This is a genomic window from Rhizobium sp. 01T444 (genome assembly GCF_056398305.1).
This window is the reverse complement of sequence record NZ_JBFTPD010000350.1, coordinates 1-554: the sequence shown is the minus strand read 5'-3', so window position 1 is coordinate 554 and position 554 is coordinate 1. Positions and strand designations below refer to the sequence as shown.

The 554-nt window shown below is 59.4% G+C and carries 1 protein-coding gene; it reads left to right on the top strand.

Going from position 1 to position 554, the window contains the following annotated elements:
* Window positions 1-108: 108 nt before the first annotated feature.
* On the top strand, window positions 109-554 hold a 446-nt coding region (locus AC1DTN_RS38865; RefSeq protein ID WP_477925560.1), incomplete at its 3' end, for a hypothetical protein.

Below are 554 nucleotides of genomic sequence, written 5' to 3'. Positions count from 1 at the left end.
CCTTTGGGACCACAGTGCCGTCACCGACCTTTCTGCTGACCGTATCGAGCTGGCTCGTGTTCGGGTGGCGGATCCGGGAAGCCCCATGGACCTGGGCGGGTGCTTCGTATGACCATTCGCCTACTGACAAACGATATGTTCGAGTGGAACGAACGCCGCTACCGGCTCGTTCACGTCGACACGCAACTGAAAGTCGTCCATGTCATCCCACTCGACGGCAAAAGCGACCCAGTTTGCTGGAAGCTCGCAGCTCTCACGGCAATGTGCAGCGACAGGAAGAACTTCCGATTGCTTCTCGACGACGCCGCGCCGCATCCCGTGGACCCGAGTCCTTCTGATGTCGAGGTACGCAACAAGCGCTGGTCACGTATCGAAAGCCTAGTGAAACACCCGGACCTCTGGGACAAGGGCAAACGACCCACGCTGCTTAAGGAGCACGCATCGAAAATCAAGGTCTCAACGAAGACCTTACGCGCGAACTTGCGCGCATGGTGGGCCGGCGGCCAGATAGAGGATGCGCTGCTGGGCGACTACCATCGAAGCGGTCGGATCGA